This is a genomic window from Janthinobacterium woesei, from assembly GCF_051380875.1.
In the GTDB taxonomy this organism is placed as follows: domain Bacteria; phylum Pseudomonadota; class Gammaproteobacteria; order Burkholderiales; family Burkholderiaceae_D; genus Janthinobacterium.
In genome coordinates this window covers 250,232-266,717 of sequence record NZ_JBNYXW010000005.1, presented here as the reverse complement: position 1 = coordinate 266,717, position 16,486 = coordinate 250,232, and the positions used below count along the sequence as shown (strand labels likewise).

General features: G+C 62.6%; 15 protein-coding genes. 7 read left to right on the top strand and 8 right to left on the bottom strand.

What is annotated here, in order from left to right:
- The first annotated feature begins 2 nt into the window (after positions 1–2).
- Complete coding sequence (locus ACQ4W6_RS07465) at positions 3–3,131, top strand: efflux RND transporter permease subunit (RefSeq protein ID WP_436566534.1); 3,129 nt, start codon at positions 3–5, stop codon at positions 3,129–3,131.
- 186 nt (positions 3,132–3,317) lie between these two features.
- Here ACQ4W6_RS07465 and ACQ4W6_RS07460 read toward each other — a convergent pair whose 3' ends face one another.
- The 4 genes from ACQ4W6_RS07460 to ACQ4W6_RS07445 all read right to left on the bottom strand — a co-directional run bounded on the left by ACQ4W6_RS07460 (position 3,318) and on the right by ACQ4W6_RS07445 (position 6,520).
- A complete protein-coding gene (locus ACQ4W6_RS07460; RefSeq protein WP_436566533.1) occupies positions 3,318–3,530 on the bottom strand; it encodes a hypothetical protein in 213 nt (70 codons plus the stop codon).
- An 80-nt stretch (positions 3,531–3,610) separates the two neighbouring features.
- The gene (gene xerD, locus ACQ4W6_RS07455) at positions 3,611–4,528 is read right to left on the bottom strand and encodes a site-specific tyrosine recombinase XerD (RefSeq protein WP_436566532.1); all 918 of its coding nucleotides are present in this window, start codon (positions 4,526–4,528) and stop codon (positions 3,611–3,613) included.
- On the bottom strand, positions 4,525–5,025 hold the full coding sequence (locus ACQ4W6_RS07450) for a methylated-DNA--[protein]-cysteine S-methyltransferase (RefSeq protein ID WP_436566531.1): 501 nt from the start codon (positions 5,023–5,025) through the stop codon (positions 4,525–4,527). The genes xerD and ACQ4W6_RS07450 overlap by 4 nt, the downstream gene beginning before the upstream one ends.
- Before the next feature lie 496 nt (positions 5,026–5,521).
- Positions 5,522–6,520 carry a TRAP transporter substrate-binding protein gene (locus ACQ4W6_RS07445; RefSeq protein WP_436566530.1) on the bottom strand — a complete coding sequence of 333 codons (999 nt, stop codon included), beginning with the start codon at positions 6,518–6,520 and terminating at the stop codon, positions 5,522–5,524.
- 127 nt (positions 6,521–6,647) lie between these two features.
- Here ACQ4W6_RS07445 and ACQ4W6_RS07440 point away from each other — a divergent pair, with 127 nt between their 5' ends.
- On the top strand, positions 6,648–8,666 hold the full coding sequence (locus ACQ4W6_RS07440) for a PAS domain S-box protein (protein WP_436566529.1): 2,019 nt from the start codon (positions 6,648–6,650) through the stop codon (positions 8,664–8,666).
- A gap of 28 nt (positions 8,667–8,694) precedes the next feature.
- Positions 8,695–9,279 carry a response regulator transcription factor gene (locus tag ACQ4W6_RS07435; RefSeq protein WP_436566528.1) on the top strand — a complete coding sequence of 195 codons (585 nt, stop codon included), beginning with the start codon at positions 8,695–8,697 and terminating at the stop codon, positions 9,277–9,279.
- Positions 9,280–9,389: 110 nt separating this feature from the next.
- Here the strand turns inward: ACQ4W6_RS07435 and ACQ4W6_RS07430 are convergent, their stop codons facing one another.
- Both ACQ4W6_RS07430 and ACQ4W6_RS07425 read right to left on the bottom strand, forming a co-directional pair.
- Positions 9,390–10,217: a siderophore-interacting protein gene (locus ACQ4W6_RS07430; RefSeq protein ID WP_436566527.1), complete on the bottom strand. Its 828-nt coding sequence runs from the start codon at positions 10,215–10,217 to the stop codon at positions 9,390–9,392.
- Positions 10,218–10,242: 25 nt separating this feature from the next.
- A complete protein-coding gene (locus ACQ4W6_RS07425; RefSeq protein WP_436566526.1) occupies positions 10,243–10,803 on the bottom strand; it encodes a PadR family transcriptional regulator in 561 nt (186 codons plus the stop codon).
- Between the two features lie 254 nt (positions 10,804–11,057).
- On the opposite strand from ACQ4W6_RS07425, the gene ACQ4W6_RS07420 reads away from it, so the two are divergent.
- The gene (locus tag ACQ4W6_RS07420) at positions 11,058–11,435 is read left to right on the top strand and encodes a DUF3052 family protein (RefSeq protein ID WP_436566525.1); all 378 of its coding nucleotides are present in this window, start codon (positions 11,058–11,060) and stop codon (positions 11,433–11,435) included.
- Positions 11,436–11,442: 7 nt separating this feature from the next.
- Here the strand turns inward: ACQ4W6_RS07420 and queG are convergent, their stop codons facing one another.
- Positions 11,443–12,534 carry a tRNA epoxyqueuosine(34) reductase QueG gene (queG, locus tag ACQ4W6_RS07415; RefSeq protein ID WP_436566524.1) on the bottom strand — a complete coding sequence of 364 codons (1,092 nt, stop codon included), beginning with the start codon at positions 12,532–12,534 and terminating at the stop codon, positions 11,443–11,445.
- 86 nt (positions 12,535–12,620) lie between these two features.
- Between queG and tsaE the strand changes: the two genes are divergently transcribed.
- The 3 genes from tsaE to ACQ4W6_RS07400 are packed head-to-tail and all read left to right on the top strand — an operon-like array spanning position 12,621 to position 15,320.
- The gene (tsaE, locus tag ACQ4W6_RS07410; RefSeq protein WP_436566523.1) at positions 12,621–13,109 is read left to right on the top strand and encodes a tRNA (adenosine(37)-N6)-threonylcarbamoyltransferase complex ATPase subunit type 1 TsaE; all 489 of its coding nucleotides are present in this window, start codon (positions 12,621–12,623) and stop codon (positions 13,107–13,109) included.
- Positions 13,073–14,470: an N-acetylmuramoyl-L-alanine amidase gene (locus ACQ4W6_RS07405; protein ID WP_436566522.1), complete on the top strand. Its 1,398-nt coding sequence runs from the start codon at positions 13,073–13,075 to the stop codon at positions 14,468–14,470. The genes tsaE and ACQ4W6_RS07405 overlap by 37 nt, the downstream gene beginning before the upstream one ends.
- A 13-nt stretch (positions 14,471–14,483) precedes the next feature.
- Complete coding sequence (locus ACQ4W6_RS07400) at positions 14,484–15,320, top strand: D-hexose-6-phosphate mutarotase (RefSeq protein WP_436566521.1); 837 nt, start codon at positions 14,484–14,486, stop codon at positions 15,318–15,320.
- Here ACQ4W6_RS07400 and ACQ4W6_RS07395 read toward each other — a convergent pair.
- Positions 15,317–16,294: a carbonic anhydrase gene (locus ACQ4W6_RS07395; protein ID WP_436566520.1), complete on the bottom strand. Its 978-nt coding sequence runs from the start codon at positions 16,292–16,294 to the stop codon at positions 15,317–15,319. The genes ACQ4W6_RS07400 and ACQ4W6_RS07395 overlap by 4 nt on opposite strands.
- Positions 16,295–16,486 lie beyond the last annotated feature (192 nt).

Genomic DNA, 16,486 nt, shown 5'->3' with positions numbered 1-16,486 from the left:
CCATGTGGATGACCAAAATCAGCATACAGAACCCCGTCTTCGCCACCATGGTCATGGTGGCGCTGGTGGTGCTGGGCGTGTTCTCCTACCGCGGCCTGGGCGTGGAAAGCATGCCCAGCGTGCAGCTCCCGTTCGCCGCCATCGAAGTAAGTTACCCGGGCGCGTCGCCCGAGGCGGTGGAAAACGACATCACGCGCCCCATCGAGGACGCCGTCAACACCGTCAGCGGCATCAAGACCATCCGCGCCAATTCGTGGGAAGGACGCGCCGGCGTCTACCTGGAATTCGAGCTGTCGACGAATATGGACAAGGCCATGCAGGACTTGCGCGACAAGGTGGCCCTGGTGCGCCCGCGCTTCCCGAAAGAGGCCAAGGACCCGTTCATCGCCCGTGCCGAAGGCGATAACGAGCGCCCCATCGCCACCATCGTGCTGACCTCCACCGGGCATGACCTGCGCGCACTGTCGACCATGACGGAACAGATCATCAGCAAGCGCTTCCAGGGCGTCGCCGGCGTGGGGCAAGTCAAGCTGCGCGGCCTGCGTGCGCGCCAGATCCTCATCAGCATGAAACCGATCGAACTCAATGCCCAAGGCATCGGCGTCGACGAAGTCATCCGCGCCATCCAGGCCACCAACACCAACCTGCCAGCCGGCTCCATCAGCCATGGCGCGGCCGAGCAACTGGTGCGCGTGGAAGGCAAGATCAAGGATGCACGCGAATTTGGCAAGATCATCGTGGCGCGCCGCGCCATCGGCCCCGTTTATCTGGACCAGGTGGCCACTGTCGTCGATGGCGAGCAGGAAGAACTGTCGATCTCGCGCATGAACGGCCAGCAAGCCGTGACCATGGAAATTACCAAGGTGCAGGATGCCAACGTGGTCGAAGTGGGCACCGGCATCCTGAAAGTGGCGGCCGACCTGCAAAAAACCCTGCCGCCCGATATTACCCTGCGCGTGCTGGACGACGAATCGGCACGCGTGCAAAGCCAGCTCGATAACGTCAAGCGCACCATCATCGAAGGCGCCGTGCTGACCATGGTGATCGTCTTCCTGTTCCTGCACTCGTGGCGCTCCACCATCATCACGGGATTGACCTTGCCGATCTCCGTGCTGGCCAGCTTCATCGCCATGAAGGCGTTTGGCTTCACGCTGAACTTCCTGACCCTGATGGCGCTCTCCTTGTGCATCGGCCTGTTGATCGATGACGCCATCGTGGTGCGCGAAAACATCGTGCGCCACCTGGGCATGGGCAAGAGCCACTACAAGGCAGCCAACGACGGCACCAATGAAATCGGCCTGGCCGTGATGGCCACCACGTTTGCCATCGTCGCCGTGTTCGTGCCAGTGGCCTTCATGGACGGCATCATCGGCCGCTTCTTCCTGCAGTTCGGCATTACCGTGGCGGTGGCCGTACTGGTGTCGCTGTTCGTCAGTTTCACGCTCGACCCGATGCTGTCGTCCGTCTGGCGCGATCCCGTCAAGGACCGCTTCAAGTACGCGCCGTGGCTGGGCCGCTTCATGGCCTGGATCGAGACCGGCATCGACCGCCTGCACATAGGCTATGGCAAGGTGCTGGCTGTGGCTTTGCGCTGGCGCAAGACCACCCTGGCGACCGCCGTGGCGCTGTTCGCGGGCAGCCTGATGCTCGTGCCCATGATCGGTGGCGAGATGTTCCCGGAAACGGACCAGGGCTGGGTCAACCTGCGCTTCAAGACGCCCGTCGGTTCCAGCCTCGAATACACGGATTCCAAAGTGCGCCAGGTGGAAGCGGCCTTGAAGGAATTCCCCGAGATCGACAGCCTGGTGGCCAACGTGGGCACCCAGGATGGCCGCAATGCGGCCGACGTGAACCTGAAGCTGACGGATATCAAGACGCACAAGCGCCGCTCGCAGCAGGAACTGGAAAAGCTGATCCGCGAACGCCTGGCGCCGATTGCCGGCATCACCCTGTCGGTGGGCAACCGTCCCATCTTCATCGCCATCCTGGGCACGGACGAAGGCAAGCTCGATGAAGTGGCGCACCGTTTGATGGACAAGATGCGCTCAATCAAGGGCCTGGCCGACATGGAATACAGCCAGGAAGGCGCCAATCCATCGACCACGGTGAAGATCAATAATGAGCTGGCCAGCGATTTGGGACTGTCGGTGCAGCAGATCGGCAATGCGCTGCGCCCCTTCGTGGCGGGCGACACGGTCAGCCACTGGTTAGCTGGCGACGGGCAAAACTACGACGTCAACGTGCAACTGCCCAAATCAGGCCGGCAAAAGGTGGCCGACCTGGCCGACCTGTCGCTGGCGTCGAGCAAGCTTGATGCAAACGGCAAGCCGATCATGATCCCGCTGCGCCAGGTGGTCGACTTCGTGCCATCGTCCAGCCCGCAAGTGCTGAAACGCCAGGCCTTGCAGCGCCGCGTGGCCATCTATGCGGGCGTGCAGGACCGTCCTGCCGGCGACGTCGACGCCGATGTGCAAAAGGCGATCAAGTCCATCGACCTGCCGCCCGGCGTGCGCTTCGACGTGGCCGGCAATGCGCAGCAGATGGCCGAAACCATGGGCGGCGCCATGATGGCGCTGGGCATCGCCGTGCTTTTCATCTACCTGGTGCTGGCGTCGCAGTTTGGCAGCTTCTTGCAGCCGATCGCCATCATGGTGTCCTTGCCGCTGTCACTGATCGGCGTGCTGCTGGCCCTTCTGGTGACGGGCAGCACGCTGAACATCTTCTCGGTGATCGGCTTCATCATGCTGATGGGCCTCGTGACCAAGAACGCCATCTTGCTGGTGGACTTTACCAACCAGCGCCAGCGCGAAGGGCTGGGGCAGTTCGAGGCGCTGATGGAAGCGGGCCAGGTGCGCCTGCGCCCCATCCTGATGACCACCCTGGCGATGATCTTCGGCATGCTGCCGATGGCCATCGGCATGGGCGATGGCGGCGAATCGCAGGCGCCGATGGGCCGCGCCGTCATCGGCGGCGTCATCACCTCGACCATCCTGACCCTGGTGGTGGTACCCGTCGCCTACACCTACCTCGATAGTCTGGGCAAGCGCGCCGCACGCTTCTTGCGTGGCAGCGATGACCACGCGCATGCTGCCGAAGACGGTAAGGCGCCATCTCCCGGCGCCGCCCACTGATCCACCAGTCGCCTTCACCGTCCCCGCATTGGCGGGGACGACGCGGCGGTTTCCCCAGGAAATATCGGTCGTTACGGCAGGGAGCTGGGAAGAACGGCTGGCGGCAGGTGCTCGCCAGCAAGGCCTGCGATGCACGCCGGAGGGAACCGGCGCGGCGATGCCGCACCGGCAATCAACAGCAGGGAGTTACTGAGGCTGGGCAGGAGCGTCGCTTTCGGCGGCGTCATCGGCATCGTCCGCATCCGCATCCGCATCCGCGTCCGATTCTTCGCCTTCAGTGCCATCGGCCGACTTCGGATTGTTTTTCGCTTCCAGCTTGCGCCTGGCTTTTTCTTCGGCTTTTTTCTTCTTTTCCAGCTCTTTTTGCCGTTTTTCGTATTGGAAATTTGTCTTGGCCATTTACTACCTCTTTAGTTTTTTGTTGTTACAGATAACCGCATAACACACATTATGACGCAGTTGGGCCAAACACCAAATGTTTAGCCACGGGGATGATGCTGTGCATGCAGCAGTTTCAGGCGCTCGCGGGCCACATGCGTATAGATCTGCGTGGTGGAAATATCGGAGTGACCCAGCAACAATTGCACGACGCGCAAGTCCGCGCCATGGTTCAGCAAGTGCGTGGCAAACGCATGGCGCAGGGTGTGCGGCGACAGCGGCGCCGTGATGCCGGCATGCAGCGCATGTTTTTTGATGATGACCCAGAACATTTGCCGCGTCATGGCGCCGCCGCGCCGCGTGACGAACAGCGCGTCATCCATCTGGCCGTCGAGTATCACGCCGCGCGCCTCTTTCAGGTAGCGCTCTATCCACAGCCGGGCCTGCTCGCCGAACGGCACCAGGCGCGTCTTGCTGCCCTTGCCCGTGATGCGCAGCACGCCATCGTTCAAGCTCAGTTCCACCGATTTCAAGTCCACCAGTTCCGACACGCGCAAGCCGCTCGCATACATCAGCTCCAGCATGGTGCGTTCGCGCAGGCCCAGCGGCGTGCTCACGTCGGGCGCCGCCAGCAAGGCTTCCACCTGCGCTTCGCTCAAGGTATGCACGAAGCGCGCCGGCTGCTTGGCCGAGACCATTTTCAGGCACGGGTCGACGGCGATACGCTTGTGCCGCAAGGCCAGCTGGTAAAAGCGCTTCAGCACGGACAATCGCCGGTTCGACGATGTCGCCTTGCTCTCGTCGTGGCGGGCGGCGAAATACGCTTCGATGTCGGCGGTGGACACATCGTACAGGCTGTCGCGCCCGGGATGCGCCACTTCCAGCCAGCGCGCGAACAATCGCATGTCGCGCCGGTAGGCATCGAGCGAATTTTTCGACAGGCCATCTTCCAGCCACAGGCTGTCGCAAAATTCATCGATCAGGGTGGCGTTGTCGGGTGCCAGCAAGCTGTTCATCATGAATAAGCCGCCACGCCTTCGTGCGCCAGCAGCCAGCGCTTGACGCCTAGGTGAAAGCCCATGGCGTCGTCGTGATGGGCAAAGCCGCCCAAGCCGCTGGCGGCCGTGACGCGGTGGCAGGGGATCAGCACGGGAAACCAGTTGGCGCCGCAGGCCTGGCCTACGGCACGCGGCGCCGAGCCGATCAGGCGCGCCACGTCGCCATAGGTGCGCACCTGGCCGCGCGGGATCTGCCCGATGGCCGTCCATACCTTGCGCTGGAAAACGCTGCCCAGCGCTGCCAGCGGCAGGTCGAACGGTGCATCGGGTTCAAGGAAATAACGTGCCAGTTGCAAACAAGCCTGTTCCGAGACGGCATCTTGCGCCTCTTTCTCGGCAAAGTGCGGCGGCAGGTAGACCAGTTCGCGCAGCTGCCCACCGTCCGCACGCACGCCCATGGCGCCGAACGGTGCGGCAAGGATGGCACTGAACAGCTCACTGCCCTGTTGTTTTTTCATCTACTGCTCATTATTCAAGTGTGGCAAATATGCAACCAGATGCACCAAAAAGGCCCTTCCGGACGATTATGCACCGTCTTCTGGCACGCCGGCGGAGGTTTCCGCAGCACGAAAAAAAAGCGCACCAATCGGTGCGCTTCAAATATTGCTTCACGTTCCCGGTCGTTTGGGTCCGCCGGTGCCGGCTTGTGGCCGCAGACAGCTATGACTCAACAACTTCTGTGAAACGTGTGTCTCCTCAATATATCCCCGGTATCAATACCGTTTTTATAGACCACTCCCCCACCAACCGTGCCACTAATTCTGTACTCTCACCTTGCTACCGGAGCGTATATGCTTATACGTGTTTCCCCGTAAGGCCGCCCATCATAACGTATTTAATCGGGCGAATCGACTTTTTTTGCACCAGCATGGGGACCGATGCTTTAGCCTTAAATTAAATTTCCAGCTACGCTGGCATTTGTGGTAAGCCATCAGGCCATGGCACGGCCGGCGCCTACTTCGCGCTTTCCTTGTTGATCGCGGAAATCCATTCCTTGCCGATGCGGTTTTCCATGGTTTTCTGCACGGGCGCCAGGGCGCGCCGCCATTCAGCCTGCTCCTGCAACGTCAAGGTGTAGATCTGCGTCTTGCCGCTCTTGCGTATCGCTTCGAGCGCCTTGTCGTTGTCGGTCTGGGCAATGGCCTTTTCAAACGTGGTCGCTTCCTTCATGGCTTTTTCCAGCTGGCCGCGGATATCGGATGGCAAGCCATCCCAGAACTTCTTGTTGACGATGACGGCGTAGCCCAGGTAGCCGTGATTGGAGACGGTCAGGTGTTTTTGTACTTCATGCATCTTTTGCGTGTACATATTCGATGGCGGATTTTCCGTGCCGTCGACCACGCCCGTCTGCAGTGCACGGTAAGCCTCCGAAAATGCCAGCGCCTGCGGATTGGCACCCAGCGCGCGCATCTGCGCATCGAGCACGTTCGACGACTGGATGCGCATCTTCAAGCCCTTGAAATCGGCCGGATGGTGCAGCGGCCTGTTAGCCGACATCACCTTGAAGCCATTATCCCAGTAGGCCAGGCCCGTGATGCCCTTCGGTTCCAGCTTTTTCAGCAAGCCCTTGCCGATGTCGCCTTCGGTGACGTTGTACAGCGCCGTCTTGGTAGGGAAAATATAGGGCAGGTCGAAGACTTCGAATTCCTTCACGCCCAGCGGGCCGAACTTGGCCAGCGAAGGCGCCAGCATCTGCACGGCGCCCAGCTGCAGCGCTTCGAGTTCTTCCTTATCCTTGTACAGCTGGCTATTAGGATACAGTTCCACCCTGACCTTGCCGCGGGTGGCCTTTTCGGCCAGCATCTTGAAGCGCTCTGCGGCCTGGCCTTTCGGCGTATCAGGCGCCACCACGTGGCTGAATTTGATGACGATGGGCGCCTGTGCCCGGGCGGGAGCGCCAAAGCCAGCACCGATCGCCACGCAGAGCATGGCCAGCATGGATTTCATTTGCATTGCAGTCTCCGTGGCGATATCAGATGCCTTATGATTGATCTGCGCCGATAATGTGCGAAAGAAATCAACGAAGCCATTGTGGTTAACCACAATAGTTTCGACCTAAGAACGCGCTACCCTGCGAGCCATGAAAATACCACTCACCTTCGCGCGCCGCCTGCAGTTTACCAGTCCGTTGCGTTGGCTGCTGCCGGTCATGCTGCTGCTGCTGTTCCTGTCCATCCTGTTCTGGCTGCCATGGCAGGCACGCCAGATGGAAAGCAATGAACGCCAGGAGCAGCTGATCGCCGACACGCTGTGGGTGGAGCAGACAATACGCTTCCAGCTGGCGCGCAACGAGGAAAGCCTGTACAACCTGGGCACCGACATTGCCAGTGGCGTCGTGCCGCAAGCGCGGGTGCGCGAACGGCTGCAACAGATGCTGCGCAACGGACGCGAGCTGCAGCGCGTGGTCTGGCTTGATGCCGGCGGCAAGGTGCTGGCGTCGAGCGACAGCACGCTGCCGCAGGAGGCCCGCGCGATACTCTCGCCTGCATCGCTAACGACAGGCGACAACGCGCGCCGGCTGCACCGGGGCCAGTATGCCCAGCCAGCGCAGCACAGCGGCTTTCCCGACGCGCCGCCCAGGGCCATGCTGATGGACTATCACCAGCCCCTGTTCGACGGCCAGCGCTATGCGGGCAGCCTGGTGGCCACTTACCAGATCAGCAGCCTGCTCGATGAAATGGTGCCGTGGTGGTTTGCGCAGGATAACCAGATTTCGCTGATCGGTCCCGACGACAAGGTGCTGGCGCGGCGCGCCGCCGCCGGTCCCGGCCACGGCGTGTATACGCACAAGCGCGCGCTCGACGTCCCCGGCGCCAACATCACCTTGTTTACCGACAGCGTGAAAAGCCAGCCCAAGCTGCTGCCAAATTTGCTGGTCGGCTCCGTCATCGCCCTCTCGCTGGGCTTGCTGTGGAGCTTGCTGGCCCTGTGGCGCCATATTGCGCGCCGCCTGACGGCCGAAGGCGCGCTGCGCCAGCAAATGCTGTTTCGCACGGCGATGGAAAACTCGCTGGTAACGGGCATGCGCGCGCGCGACCTGGAAGGACGCGTCACGTATGTGAATCCCGCGTTTTGCCAGATGGTCGGCTATCCGCCCGAGGAAATTCTCGGCCGATTGCCGCCCATGCCCTACTGGGTGCCTGAAGCGATGGAGGAATACCAGCAGCGCTTCGTCAAGGCGCTGGCCGGCAACGTCACGCCGCAATTCGAAACCTATTTCCAGCGCCCCGACGGCACCCATGTGCCGGTGCTGATCTTCGAAGCGCCGCTGGTGGACAAGAACGGCAAGCAAACGGGCTGGATGGGTTCCGTGCTCGATATCTCGGACCGCAAGCGCGTCGAGGAACTGAATCGCCAGCAGCAGGAAAAACTGCAAACGAGCTCGCGTCTGGCCACCATGGGCGAACTGGCATCGATGCTGGCGCATGAGCTGAACCAGCCGCTGGCGGCCATTTCCAGCTACACCACGGGCGCGCTGAACCTGATCCGGCGCGCCATCGACAGCGGTGCGCCCCTCGATCCGGCCACCCTGAAACCGGCGCTGGAACACGCTGGCGCACAGGCGCAGCGGGCCGGCCAGATCATCCGCAGCGTGCATGATTTCGTGCGCAAGAGCGAACCGCAGCGCCAGGACGTGGCCATCCGCACCCTGCTCGACGGCATCCGCGCGCTGATCGACCTGCAGGCGCGCAAATACTATGTCACCATCCAGGAAGAGATACCCCTGGATCTGCCGCTGCTGCGCGCCGACCCCGTGATGATCGAGCAAGTGCTGCTGAACCTGACGCGCAATGCCATCGAGGCAATGCAGGATGCGGCGCCGGGACGGCGTATCATGCGCCTGCGGGCCAGCCACGACGCGCAGCAGGACATGGTGACGGTGGACGTGATCGACCACGGGCACGGCATCGCGCAAGACGTGGCCGAACGGCTGTTTTCGCCGTTTTTCTCGACCAAGTCCGAAGGCATGGGCATGGGACTGAACATCTGCCGTACCGCCATCGAATTTCACGGCGGCGCGCTGACCTTCAGCGCCAACCCCACTGGCGGCACCATCTTTACCTTCAGCGTGCCGGCCGTGCCGCGCGCGCCGCACTAACCGACAACGACGACAAGCCGGAGAAACCATGCTACACATCATTGACGACGAAGAGGTCGTACGCGACTCCCTGTCCTGGCTGGCCGCCTCGCGCGCCATCGAGGCGCGCAGTTATGCCAGCGCCCAGCACTTCCTCGATAGCCTGGACGGCACGTTCGACGCGAATGGCGACTGCGTGCTGCTAGACGTGCGCATGCCCGACATGAACGGCATCGCCCTGTTCGACCAGCTGGTCAAGCGCGACCTGACGGCGCGCCTGCCCGTAATTTTCCTCACCGGCCACGGCGATGTGCCGATGGCCGTCGACAGCCTGAAGCGGGGCGCCTTCGATTTCTTTGAAAAACCGTTCAACGACAACGACCTGATGGACCGCGTGCAGCTAGGCCTGGCCAATTCGCGCCAGGCGGGCGAACTGGCCGCCGTGCACGCGCGCCTGGCCACCCTGTCGACGCGCGAACGCGAAGTGCTGGACCTGATTTTGGCGGGCAAGATGAACAAGGTAGTGGCCGACAAGCTGGGCATCAGCATGCGCACCGTGGAAGTCCACCGCGCGCATATCTTCGACAAGATGCAGGTCAAGACGGCGGTGGAGCTGGCGGGATTGTTGAAGTAAATCCAGTGATGTTGGATTGGCGGCGCCGAGAAAACGCCCAGGGCAAGGCGCGCGTCCGCAGACAGTACGCTAGTACGGCAAGGACGCGCCACGCCGCCATGGGCGTTTTCTCAATCGTCGTGGCGCTCGTGGTGTTCTTCCACACCATGCTTCCAATAACTGGCCACATGCAGATGCTGCTTCGGCAGCCCCGCCGCAAGAAAATGGCGGCGCAAGTCCAGCACCTGGGCGTGCTCCGTGGCCACCCAGACGTAGCCGTCGCCGTCTGACGGCAGTGTAATCTTGCGCAGCGCATCCAATAGCAACGCTCCTTTACTGCCATTGCGCGCCACCCAGTGCAGTTCCAGCTGCGCGGTGCACTCGGGTGCGATCTGTTCGCCATCTTCAACGATCTCGATCACGGCGATGGCGCGCGCCGTGGCCGGCAACTGCTCCAGGCGGCGGGCGATGGCCGGCAAGGCCGTCTGGTCGCCCACCAATACATACCAGTCGAAATCGAGCGGCACCAGCATCGAGCCGCGCGGGCCGCCCACGCCCAGGGTATGCCCAGGTTTGGCTTGCGCCGCCCAGGTCGCCGCGGGACCGTCGCCGTGCAGCACGAAGTCAATTTCCAACTCGCGCCGCTCGGCGTCGTAGCGGCGTGGCGTGTAGTTGCGGGCGATGGGGCGCGCGCCTTCGGCATACTCGATGGCATTCGGGCCATTGCCCAGCACGGGCAACATGGGCGCTTGCTCGCCGGGTGCGGGAAAGAACAGCTTGACGTGATCGTCATGCGCGGGCGAGACAAAGCCTTCCAGGTCGCCGCCCGCCAGGGTGACGCGGCGCATGTGCGCCGTCAGCTGCTCGGTGCGCACGACGGTGAGCACGCGCAGTTTCAAGTCATGGCGCACGCGCTCGATGGCGTGCGCGCGTGGGGTCGATTGGGGTGCGGTAATCATGTTCTGGTTCCTTGTCAAAGTGGGTTCATTGGCCATCGATGATGGCATTTGCCGCTTGCTCCAGCACGGCCGCCACGCGTTCGGCTTCCGCCTCGCTCCAGTTGCTCTTGTTGAGCAGTAGCGCGTGTTTCAAGGTATGCATGCCCTGGTGCACGCGCTCGGGCAAGGCGCTTCTCGCCGCAACGCGGGCAAACATGTCGAGGCGGGCCAGGATGCCGTCCACCTGCGCGCGGTTTTCCTCGATATACGTACGGCCCAGGTCCGTGATGGTGTAGAGCTTCTTGCCGCTGGCGCTTTCGCTCGATGTCACGTGGTCTTGCTCTTCGAGCAAGGTCAAGGTCGGATAGATGGCGCCGGGGCTGGGGGCGTAGGCGCCGCCGCAACGCTCTTCGATGGCCTTGATGATTTCATAGCCGTGACGGGGGCTGATTTCGATCAGCGCCAGCACGATCAGGGGCAAGTCGCCGCGGCCAAAGACGCGTTCCGCCCGTTCGCCGCGACCGCCGCCGCGTCCGCCGGGGCCGCCGTGGCCCATGCCGTCGCCGCGCTTGTCGAAACCGCGCGGACCGCGGCCGTGCATGCTCATGTGCCCATGATGATGTTCGTGGCGCTGCTCGCCGTGGTGCTGGTGCTGCTGGCCGCAATGGCCGTGATGATGGTGATGGCCATTCTGGCCATGTTCTGCGTGGTGTGAGTTTCTCATGTTTTCTCTTTAAAGATATATCGTTAGTAAGTATCGCCATTTTATAACGATATATCGATAAGTCAAGGAACAATTTTCTGGCGCGCAGGCGCGGGCGTTTGCTATGCTCGGTTTTCCACGACCAATACGCCACCGCCATGCCTGAAAAAAACGTCCCGGAAAAGATGTATGTCAAGAATGCCAAGGCCCTGGCCGTGCTCAATGACGGCGGCGAGCATGCCGCCTTGCTGGCGCAGCTGCCACCGGAGCTGTGGGTAAAGGAAGGGGCAGACGCTGACTGGATACTGGTGTTTGCGCGCAGCCGCGCAGAACTGGAACACTGGCTGCCGCAGGCACAGACATGCCTGGCGCCGGGCGGCGCCGTGTGGCTGGCGTACCGCAAAGGCGGCAGCAAGGCGGGCAGCGACATCCACCGCGATGACATCCGCGTCTACGCGCAGGCACTGGGACTCGATAGCGTGGCGATGATCGCCATCGACGCCGACTGGTCGGCCCTGCGCCTGAAACAAGCCTGAATAGTGCCTAGGCGACGCCGTGCAGCGCCAGCGCCCATTCGACGTGTTCGCGCACGATGGCCGACGGGTGCTCGCGGCGCGACAGCAGGGCCGCGACGATGTCAGGCTGCCCATGCGCCTTGGCGGCCGCGTTGCCCATGCCGACTGCCAGGTTGCGCAGCCAGCGTTCGTGGCCGATGCGGCGAATCGCGCTGCCTTCCATGGCGCGGTTGAATTGTTCTTCCGTCCAGGCGAACAGCTCCACCATGCCGGCGCTGCCCAGATTGCGTCGCTCGTCAAAGTCCGGTACCACGGCGCGCTGGGCGAACTTGTTCCACGGGCAGACGGTCTGGCAATCATCGCAGCCATACACCTTGTTGCCGATCAAAGGGCGCATCTCGACGGGAATGGCGCCCTTCAATTCGATGGTCAGGTAGGAGATGCAGCGGCGCGCGTCGAGCTGGTACGGCCCCACTATCGCTTGCGTGGGACATACCCTGATGCACGCCGAGCACTGGCCGCAGTGCGGCGTTTCAGGCGGATCGACGGGCAGCGGCACGTCAACCAAAATCTCGCCGAGGAAAAAAAAGGAGCCGCCCTGGCGGTTGATCAGCAAGGTGTGCTTGCCGCGCCAGCCCAAGCCCCCTTTTTGCGCCAGTTCGACTTCCATCACGGGCGCCGAGTCGCTGAAGACGCGGTAGCCGAAGTCGCCGATCTCTCCCTTAATGCGCTCGGCCAGCTGCTGCAGGCGCGAGCGCATCACCTTGTGGTAATCGCGGCCACGCGCATATACGGAGATCACGGCCGCCGTGGGATCGGCCTCGCGCGCAGCCTCGTGTTCGCGCCACTCGGGGCCCAGCGCCGGCGGCAGATAATTCATGCGCGCACTGATGGCGCGCACTGTGCCGGGCACCAGTTCGGCCGGGCGGGCGCGCTTCATGCCATGGCTGGCCATGTAGTCCATTTCACCGTGATAGCCTGCGGCTAGCCAGGCCTGCAGTCCCGCTTCCATGTGCGACAAATCGACGTCGGCGATGCGCACCTCGGCAAAACCCAGCTCGCGCCCCCATTCTTTGATGGTGCGCGCCAGGGAGGCGAGATCGGTGACGGTGGCAGACATAGGAGACTTTAGGCGAGGCGGCGGTGACGCGGGCGGTTAGGCGGTTACAATGGCATGAGCCTCTATTTTATGCGATACCGAAGACAATGACCGAACACTTCAAAGCCCATCTCCATGACGAAGCCGGTACCGCCGCGCTGGGTGGTGCGCTGGCGCGCGCTCTGGCGCCCGGCCTGGCAATCTACCTGCACGGCGACCTGGGCGCCGGCAAGACAGCCCTCACGCGCGCCCTGCTGCATGCAGCAGGCCATGCGGGTCACGTAAAAAGCCCCACCTACACCCTGTCCGAACCGTACACGGTACAGCTCGATGGCCAGAACGTCAACGTCATCCATTTCGACCTGTACCGCATGGGCAGCGCTGAGGAATTTCTCGACGCAGGCTTTCGCGAAGACTTCAACGGCCACAATATCTGCATCGTCGAATGGCCGGAGAAAGCCGAGCCGGTACTGCCGCCTGCCGACCTGAATATTTATTTGAGCGTTGCAGGCACAGGACGTGATGTAGAATTGCAAGCGTCTTCTGAATTGGGTCTGTCATGCCTTCACCGTCTCAAATTCGCCCCGAACCTTTGATAACCTCACCGATCACCCGGCGCACGGTACTCAAGGCCGGCGGCACCCTGTTGTTGTCCGTGTTCGCGCCGATGTCGGCGATGGCAGCGCAAATTCTCGCCGTGCGCGTCTGGCCTGCCGAGGACTACACCCGCGTTACCCTGGAAAACGACAGCATCCTCAAGGCGACCCACTTCATCGTCAAAGACCCAGAACGGCTGGTAGTCGACATCGAAGGCCTGGAACTCAATCCCACGCTGAAAGGCCTGGTAGCGAAGATCCAGTCGAACGATCCGTACATCAAGCAAGTGCGCGTGGGCCAGAACCGGCCCAACGTGGTGCGCCTGGTGTTCGACCTGAAGGAAGAAGTCACGCCGCAGCTGTTTACCCTGCCACCGGCCGGCTCCTACAACCACCGCCTGATCTTCGACCTGTACCCCGTGCACGAGCCAGACCTGATCGCGCAAATGATCGAAAAGGGCGACTGGTCGAGCGACCCGGCCAAGCCACCGATGGCCGGCACGCATACGCCGCCACCCGCGCTGCCGCTGCCCGACAGCGGCAAGCCGCCCGTGGCCGTCGCGCCGCCAATAGTGGCCATTGTGCCGCCCGTGCCCGACATCCGCCCGGAACAGCGCCCTGAAGCGCGTCCCTTGCCGGGCCAAAAGGTGGTGCGCATGATTACCATCGCGCTTGATCCTGGCCACGGCGGCGAGGATCCTGGCGCCATTGGCAGCAAGGGCAGCCGCGAAAAAGACGTGGTGCTGGCCATTGCCAAGCGCCTGAAAACCAAGCTGGAGCTGCAGCCGAACATGCGCGCCATGCTCACGCGCGACGCCGATTTCTTCGTCCCGCTGGGTATGCGCGTGGAAAAGGCGCGCAAGGTGCAGGCCGACCTGTTCGTCTCCATCCACGCCGATGCATTCATCCAGCCGACGGCGCGCGGCTCGTCCGTCTTCGTGCTGTCAGAAAAGGGCGCCACCTCGACGGCCGCGCGCTGGCTGGCAAACAAGGAAAACCAGGCTGATCTGATCGGCGGCGTGAACGTGAAGAACCACGACAAGCAGCTGGCCAGCGTGCTGCTCGATTTGTCGACGACGGCGCAGATCAATGACAGCATGAAGCTGGGCAAGGCCGTGCTGCGCGAAATCGGCGGCATCAACCGCCTGCACAAGGGTTCCGTCGAGCAAGCCGGCTTCGCCGTGCTGAAAGCGCCCGATATCCCTTCCATCCTGATCGAGACAGCCTTCATCTCGAATCCGGAAGAAGAAGCCAAGCTGACCGACAACGGCTACCAGGACCAGATGGCGGACGCCATCGTCACTGGCATCAGGAATTACTTTGCGAAGAATCCGCCGCTGGCGAAAAGCCGTTTGACCTGACATGGAAACAAGCATGAGCAAGAGTACCTTTGGCCAGCTGCCGGCCGTGACCATCCGTGCGGCCGACGGCGCGCAGGCGACCGTCACCCTGTATGGCGGCCACCTGGTCTCGTGGCAGACCAGCGATGGCCAGGAACGCCTGTTTTGCAGCCGCGCGTCAAACCTCGACGGCAGCCGCGCCATCCGGGGCGGCGTGCCGGTGATCTTTCCCCAGTTTGGCGCGCGCGGCACGGGCATGCGCCACGGCTTTGCACGCGTAGCGACCTGGCAGCTGGAAGCGACTGGCGATGCCGATGGCGCAGTATTTGCGCAATTCGTGCTGCACCACACCGACTTGCCAGAGGCGATTGCCGCCGCCTGGCCGTTCGCCTTCACCCTGCGCCTGCGCGTGGCCGTCAAGGCGCAAGCGCTGGACCTGAGCCTTTGCGTGCACAACACGGGCGAACAGGCCTTCCCGTTCTCGGCCGCCCTGCATAGCTACTTTGCGATCGATCAATTGAGCCAGGCGCGCGTTGGCGGCTTGCAGCGCGTGCGCTATTCGGACGAGACGCCGCAGGATGCCCTGCAAGCGGAAGAATTCCTGCAGTTTGCCGACAAGCTCGACCGCATCTACTACCAGCTGCCGGGTGCCTTGACCCTGCAGTCAGGGGCATCTACCCTGCGCCTGGAGCAGCAGGGCTTCACGGACGCCGTCGTGTGGAATCCCGGCGCGCAAGACGCCGCCAACCTGCCCGACCTGGCCGACGACGAGTATCCGCGTTTCATTTGCATCGAGCCAGCGCTGATCCAGCCCGATCTGCTGGCGGCGGGCGCCGAGTGGACAGGGCGCCAGCACTTGGAATTTGTTTAATTGGATTCCTTGATGATGCGGCCATTAGCTGGCTGTATCGGCCGCGCATTCAATGGATACAAACGGCTGAACAGCGCCATCTGCGCCGCCGACACCTGCACCGGCTGCTTCATCACCACCCACAGCACGCCCTCGCTGCAGGGCGGCTCCGTCATCGACCCCATATACGTGTAGTAGTCGCGCCGCACCGGCAGCAGCTCGGCCGGGTCAAGCAGGATGGCGGGCTGCATGGTCTCGAATTTTTCCAGCGGCAGGTTGTTCCAGACGGTCTGGATGGTCGCTTGCGGCGTGCCCCGCTCCAGCAGCAGGGCCAGCACGGCCAGCCGGCCTTCGGCGTCGCGGTGCACCAGGTGCACCACCATTTCAAACGCCTTGCCATTGATGCGCTCTTCCGACGGACGGTGGAAATGGAATTGCTGCAGCTCGAACATGCGGTTCTGCAGCGTGATGTAATTACCGCCGCTGACACCCACCTGCACCGTGTGGCCGTTGTCGACCACGTTGAATGAAGACGGGTGGTAGTCGAAGCTGATCTGCTCAAGTTCCACCTTCATGCCATCGCGGATGTCGATCGGCGACTGGCGATTGCCATTGCCGCACTTGGCCCAGTCGACATTGATCTTGCTCCAGTTGGCCGGACCGCTCTCGCCCTCGTACGACCAGTGCGTGCCGCGCGGCACGGGTGGTGGCGGCGGTGGCACCGCTTTCGCCACGGCGGCGCGCTTGGCGCGGGCGGCGGCGCGCGCTGCCTGGGTGGCGCGCATTTCCGCCAGCCGCGCCGCGATGCGTTCGGACAGGTCGACTTCGGCCGCGTCCTCCTTCTCGCGCGCCGTGGGCGCTACCGTGACGGCGACCTTGCCCTCCTTGCCATCCTTGCCCTTGACCGATTCGGTCAGGGTTTTCATGGCGGCCGCGCGCGCCGAGGCCGACATGGGGGCGCTGGCCGGAGCAGGGGCATCGTTGGCGCTTGCCATGGCAGTCAACACGGCAAGGCTGCAAGCTAACAGAGCGCTCAAATGTCGCATGGAAATCCAGAAAGTAAGAATACCCTCTGGTTTACGGCTGGAAAGCCATAAAACTTGAATCAAAGCAGGAGTAAAACAGAAACACCGAAGAGAAAAACCTGATCCAGGGCAACTGCGGGCGGTGCCGCAGCGTGTTTACCC